The organism is Arsenicibacter rosenii (assembly GCF_001870735.1).
Classification (GTDB): Bacteria; Bacteroidota; Bacteroidia; order Cytophagales; family Spirosomataceae; genus Arsenicibacter; species Arsenicibacter rosenii.
Genome location: NZ_MORL01000263.1, coordinates 1 through 459, shown reverse-complemented (window position 1 = coordinate 459; position 459 = coordinate 1). Strand labels below are relative to the sequence as shown.

General features: G+C 51.9%; 1 protein-coding gene. It reads right to left on the bottom strand.

Features of this window, described 5'->3' with window-relative positions:
- A partial coding sequence (locus tag BLX24_RS31175) for a c-type cytochrome domain-containing protein (RefSeq protein WP_310590821.1) occupies nt 1–459 on the bottom strand: 459 nt, incomplete at both ends.

The window sequence follows — 459 nt, the reverse complement described above, 5'->3', positions numbered from 1 at the left end:
TACTTTTCTGCGGGTTACCGGCTAACAGCACCGGTCCGTTTTTGCCTCCCTGTCTGATAAACGATTCAGAGTCGAGTCGTAGTCCGCCCTTTTTCTTTTTGGCAGCATGGCAGCTGTAACAATTTTTCTCCAGAATGGGAATCACCTGATCACGATAAAAAAAGGTACGCCTGACCAGTGGTTGTCCTGCTTTACCGGCCGAATCAACGGTCATCGCAACCGGTTTATCCATGGTCCCGGGTATATCTAAAGGATCACCCGAGGTTGTTGGGTGCTTTGAAAACGACAAAAAGCCTTCCCCATGGGTCAGACTACCGCCATAGTGGCCCGCAATGGTCAGGAAGACTATCGTTAGTGAAGCCGGTATCCAGCGCTGACGGGGAAGGGCATAAGTCAGTAAACTCAGGCCGGCCGTAGCCAGTCCGGTCCATTGATGCACCTGCACAAGTGAGGCGTCAT